Genomic DNA, 5106 nt, shown 5'->3' with positions numbered 1-5106 from the left:
GGTTAAAGAGCAACCTTCTCGCCGGCTTGGCTTATACAATGCCTGAGGCTGACCAAGGCACTTCCGCATTTCTTGTAGAAAAATATCATAAAAAAATCATTTTAAATCTCTTGATTATATGTTTCAATCCATGTATAGTCATTTATTGTTTAACATTGAACAAACTAGTATTATACAATTTTTTGAAAGGAATTCATGCTTTTATGAAGTTAGGCGCCCGCATTTTAAAAACGGGAATAGCAATTATTTTATCCCTCTATCTTGCTCAGCTGCTGCATTCGCCATCACCGGTATTTGCCGGCATTTCTGCAATTTTTGCAATTCAGCCGACCATTTATCGTTCGTATTTAACGATTATTGAACAAATTCAGGGAAATATTATCGGAGCCATCATCGCTGTTTTTTTCGTCCTTACACTTGGAAATCATTTTACCGTCATTGGATTAGCCGCGATTATTGCCATTGGCATTAATCTTAAGCTGAAACTGGGAAATACGGTCGGCCTCTCCCTTGTTACATTGGTTTCGATCATGGAAACAACTGGCGGGAATTTCATTCCATTTGCGGCTGTCCGGTTTTCCACAATCATGATTGGGGTATTTTCAGCCTTCATCGTTAATTTAGTATTTATGCCACCAAAGTATGAAAGTAAGCTTTATTTTAAAATATCAAGTACGACTGCAGAATTAATCAGGTGGATTCGCTTGAGCACCCGCCATGACTTTGACCATCATCTCCTGAAAGAAGAGATTGAAAAGCTTCGAGATAGTCTGATTAAAATGGAACAGTTCTATGGTATGTACAAGGAAGAACATAATTATTTTAAAAAGAATAACTTGGAAAAGTCACGCAAGCTAGTTATTTATCGTCAAATGATTTTTACTGCCAAAAAAGGTGTCGATACTTTAAGAAAGTTTCATCGGTTTGAAAATGAAATCTTAATGCTGCCGGAACATTTTCAACGGGCCATTCAAGAGCAGCTGGATAGTATCATATACTATCATGAGCAACTCATGCTAAGATTTATCGGAAAAGTACCGGAACCAATAACAGGGTCTGCTGGAAATGATTTTATAAATAAAAAAGAACTTTATGAACTCTTTATCGCCCATCAGAAGGAATATCTGGATCGTGATGATCCTCATCTTTACCATATCATGCAAATCACGGCCTTCATTATTGATTACGGAGAACAAATTGAACATCTTGACACGTTAATTTCGAGCTTCTATTCCTTCCATCATAATGAGGTCCCTATTGAAGAAAAGAGTGAAGAATAAGAAAACCGAAGCTATTATGCTTCGGTTTTTTCCTTTTGGTCCAGCTGCTGAACCTGAAATAGTTTATAATAATTCCCTTGTTTCGCCATTAATTCCTCATGGCTTCCGATTTCGGCAATTTCACCATGCTGGATGAGAACAATCCGATTGGCATGGGTAATAGTAGATAACCGGTGAGCCACAATGAAGGTAGTACGGTCCTTCGCAAGCTCCTCAAGCGACTCCTGAATTAAATGTTCACTTTCCAAATCAAGAGCCGATGTTGCCTCATCCAAAATTAAAATAGGCGGATTTTTTAAGAACACACGGGCAATCGCAATCCGCTGTTTTTGCCCCCCGGAAAGCTTTACGCCCCTTTCCCCTACCCTTGTATCATACCCTTCAGCAAGATTTAAGATAAAATCATGCGCATTTGCCGCTTTTGCCGCTTGAATTACCTCTTCATCCGTAGCATTCGGTTTTCCTAATAAAATATTCTCCTTAACCGATTCACTAAAAAGAATATTATCCTGAAAGACTACTCCAATTTTATCTCTTAAAGACTGAACCTTAAAATGGCGGATATCTTCGCCATCCAATGTAATTCTACCATCTGTTACATCATAAAACCTCGGGATTAAGCTTACGAAGGTTGATTTTCCACCGCCGCTCATCCCTACTAGAGCTATGATCTCTCCCTTCTTTACCTCTAAAGAAACATTTTTTAATACCTTTTTTTCCGTTTCTCCATATGAAAAATTGACCTTATCAAAGGTAATGTCGCCGCCTGCGAGGGAACACTCAATGGCATTTGGCTTATCGACGATATCATATTTTTCATCCATAAGTTCAAACACACGGTCCATGGATGCAAAAGATTGAGTAATGGTTGTAGAAGAGTTAACCAATCTCCTTAATGGATTATAAAGCTTATCGATATAAGCAAAAAAGGCAACCATTTTACCTAAAGAAAGATCATGATGGATAACCAGATAAGCAGAGTACCCAATAACAATTAGTGGAGCAATATCCGTAATCGTATTGACGGCCGCGAAGGCTTTGGCATTCCAGCTCGTATGCTGCAATGCTTTTTCTAAAAAGTTTTTATTCACTTTATCAAATTGAGTTTGCTCATATTCTTCAATCGCAAAACTCTTAATTACCGGCATCCCTTGTACCCGTTCGTGTAAATAGCTCTGGACTTCTGCAAGCGCTTGTGAACGAATCCTAGTAAATTTTCGCAGATTTCCAAAAAAGTATCTTACCGAAATGGCGTAAAGAGGGAATAACAGAATGGATACAATTGTCAGCCTAATATTCATTGTAAACATAATAATGATCGCAATGACAATGGTCGCAATATCCAGCCAAAGATTCATCAAGCCGGAAATGACAAAGGTTTTAGTTTGTTCCACATCATTGATCACACGAGAAATTATTTCACCCGCACGTGTATTCGCATAGTATCGAAAGCTTAATTTCTGAATATGTGTATACAGATGGTCACGGATGTCATAAAGAATTTTACTTGAGACCCATTGCGCAAAATATTGACGATAATACTCGATTGGCGGTCTGAGAATGACAAATATCACCACCATTACTCCCATCATCATCAACAATTTGTGAATTCTTACTTCGTCTGTTAAGGAATGATTCGTAATAATATCATCAATCACGTATTGAATCAGCATGGGAATAACAAGCGGAATCCCAAATTTTATAACCCCGATGAAAATTGTCCCCCAAATTTGCAGTCTGTAAGGCTTAACAAATTCTAGGTATCTGCGTATACTATTCAAACCATCCACCCCATTCCACATCACTTTGACGCAAACAAAAACCTGTTGACTATTTTCTCAACAGGTCTAAATGATCTAGCGCCGATAGGTTAAATAACGTTCATACCAGATATCAATGAAATCCGGAGCAAAAGGACCCTTTCGCTGACGAATCCAACGAATAAGCTTATCCACGTTTCTTTTTAAAATTTGGTCGATTACTTCAGGGTATTTCATCTCTTTCCTGTGCCGCTCGTATTCATCTTCATCCAATAAATTGAAGGTCATATCAGGATAAACCTTTATATCCAAATCATAATCAATATATTTAAGTGCTTCTCCGTCAAAAATAAACGGCGAACTCAGGTTACAATAATAGTAAATTCCGTCTTCCCGAATCATTCCAATCACATTGAACCAGCATTGGGAATGAAAGTAACAAATAGCCGGCTCCCTTGTGATCCATGTTCTTCCATCTGATTCTGTTACAATCGTCCGATCATTTCCGCCAATCACCAAATTTTGCGAACCTTTTAAAACGGTTGTTTCTTCCCAGACTCGATGGATGTGCCCATTGTGTTTATAGCTATGTATTTGTACTGGTTCTCCTTCGATGGGTACGCCCATATTCTCCCCTACCTTCATTCCGAACGCTTTGTAACCTTTTCGAAAAATCAAAAAAGTGACAAAAGGCAACAAAGTACAATTCCTCTTTTATATTATTATAACGGTTGAACAAGGATTTTAAAACAAAAGAGCCATTGATTTCAATGACTCCTAAGGAAAAATTTACGTATTTTCTTATTTTTAGCCATTTTTTTATCTTGAATGAGTTAAATGTGTTACTTGATAGGACTGGATGACTTCTTCTGTTTGCTTTTCAAAAATGAATTGAATTTCTTTTAAATCTTTTTTCATTTCTTGAATATCAGACTGAATACTCTCAAGCTCTGTTTCATTTTGTAGCTTTTGTAATTCTGCTTCAATCTCTAGACAACGTTCCAGCTCGGCTTGAAGGTATAATAATTTTTCCATGGTTATCATTTGTTCGGAAACTAATCGGTTAAATTGATCCAACCCATCACCGCCTTATATTTTGTACTTTATATGTATTCTTGAAATTCTCCATTTCTCCTTTGACTTTTTGTGTAAATTTTAAAGATCTTTTGTCGAAATTCAAAACAAAAATACAACCAAAAAAGAGAAGGCACTCTTCCGATTGAGAGCGCCTTCTACTTTTTTAGATTATATTAGCTTTGACCAAATTGGCCGGCATTTTGGTTTTTGCGAGCTTCTGCAGCTTGGTTTTGTTGTCTTACCTCTGCCGCATTTGTTTCGCTACCAAATTCTGTGCCAAATGCACCTGCTGCACCTGCTGCACCAGCACCTGCACCAGTTGCACCAGCTTTTGCACGAGTTGATTGAGCATTTTGTTGTCTTACCTCAGCTGCATTTGTTTCACTCGCGAATTCTGTTCCGAATGATCCTGCAGCACCTGCACCTGCTTGAGATTGAGCATTTTGTTGTCTTACTTCCTGGATGTTAGTTCCAGCAGAAGTTTTGTTGGCTTGTTGGTTGAATTTAGCCATTTTATATCACCTCCACGAAAATTAATGTACCCCTGAGGTGCGTGAACTATCCCAATTATTTTTCAAAAATAATTTTTTCTTAAACCAGCAAGGAAATTCAGGCATTAACAACATAGGTTATCCCCTGATCATCCACGAGGAAACTATTGATGATTTCTTTTCATTAATTTTTTCAATGTATAGAAGACAATTCATAACAAAACACTAAGTTGAATAACATGATTGAAAGGAAGAGGTAAATGTATAACGGAAGGGATATGACAGAACTTTCAATGATGTCTATAAAAGAGTGGGATGACCAAGAACTATCCTATTTTCATCATTCCCTGCAGCAAATGGTCCCCTACTTAAATAGTGAAGGGCAAACGATTCATCAGGAAATTATAGAAGAAATTATGAGTCGAGGCGGGTTGAAATAGTTTAAAAAATGAACACCGGTTTGTGATCTGACCCAATAAAGTTAGACATATAGTTTAG

6 protein-coding genes are annotated in these 5106 nt (G+C 37.5%); 2 read left to right on the top strand and 4 right to left on the bottom strand.

Going from position 1 to position 5106, the window contains the following annotated elements; genetic code table 11:
* Positions 1–1280, top strand: a 1280-nt coding sequence (locus BIV60_RS27840) for an FUSC family protein (protein WP_371261603.1), incomplete at its 5' end; no start/stop codon positions are given.
* A 14-nt stretch (positions 1281–1294) separates the two neighbouring features.
* On the opposite strand, the gene BIV60_RS27835 is transcribed toward BIV60_RS27840, so the two are convergent.
* The 4 genes from BIV60_RS27835 to BIV60_RS27820 all read right to left on the bottom strand — a co-directional run bounded on the left by BIV60_RS27835 (position 1295) and on the right by BIV60_RS27820 (position 4629).
* A complete protein-coding gene (locus tag BIV60_RS27835; RefSeq protein WP_071358902.1) occupies positions 1295–3061 on the bottom strand; it encodes an ABC transporter ATP-binding protein in 1767 nt (588 codons plus the stop codon).
* Between the two features lie 75 nt (positions 3062–3136).
* Positions 3137–3667, bottom strand: a complete 531-nt coding sequence (gene ntdP / locus BIV60_RS27830; RefSeq protein ID WP_071358903.1) for a nucleoside tri-diphosphate phosphatase — start codon at positions 3665–3667, stop codon at positions 3137–3139.
* A gap of 192 nt (positions 3668–3859) precedes the next feature.
* Positions 3860–4117, bottom strand: coding sequence for a YgaB family protein (locus tag BIV60_RS27825; RefSeq protein WP_071358901.1), 258 nt, complete (start codon positions 4115–4117; stop codon positions 3860–3862).
* A 173-nt stretch (positions 4118–4290) separates the two neighbouring features.
* Positions 4291–4629 (bottom strand): gamma-type small acid-soluble spore protein, encoded by a 339-nt coding sequence (locus tag BIV60_RS27820; protein WP_071358900.1) that lies wholly within the window; start codon positions 4627–4629, stop codon positions 4291–4293.
* 239 nt (positions 4630–4868) lie between these two features.
* On the opposite strand from BIV60_RS27820, the gene BIV60_RS27815 reads away from it, so the two are divergent.
* A complete protein-coding gene (locus BIV60_RS27815) occupies positions 4869–5048 on the top strand; it encodes a hypothetical protein (RefSeq protein ID WP_071358899.1) in 180 nt (59 codons plus the stop codon).
* Positions 5049–5106 lie beyond the last annotated feature (58 nt).

The sequence above is a fragment of the Bacillus sp. MUM 116 genome (assembly GCF_001866655.1).
Classification (GTDB): domain Bacteria; phylum Bacillota; class Bacilli; order Bacillales; family Cytobacillaceae; genus Neobacillus.
The sequence above is the reverse complement of the archived record's forward strand: the minus strand, read 5'-3'. Positions and strand labels throughout refer to the sequence as shown.

Excerpts from the sequence above, each read along its gene's own strand:
- ntdP (WP_071358903.1), bottom strand. The coding sequence starts at position 3,667 with ATGGGCGTACCCATCGAAGGAGAACCAGTACAAATACATAGCTATAAA.
- BIV60_RS27815 (WP_071358899.1), top strand. The coding sequence starts at position 4,869 with ATGTATAACGGAAGGGATATGACAGAACTTTCAATGATGTCTATAAAA.
- BIV60_RS27820 (WP_071358900.1), bottom strand. The coding sequence starts at position 4,629 with ATGGCTAAATTCAACCAACAAGCCAACAAAACTTCTGCTGGAACTAAC.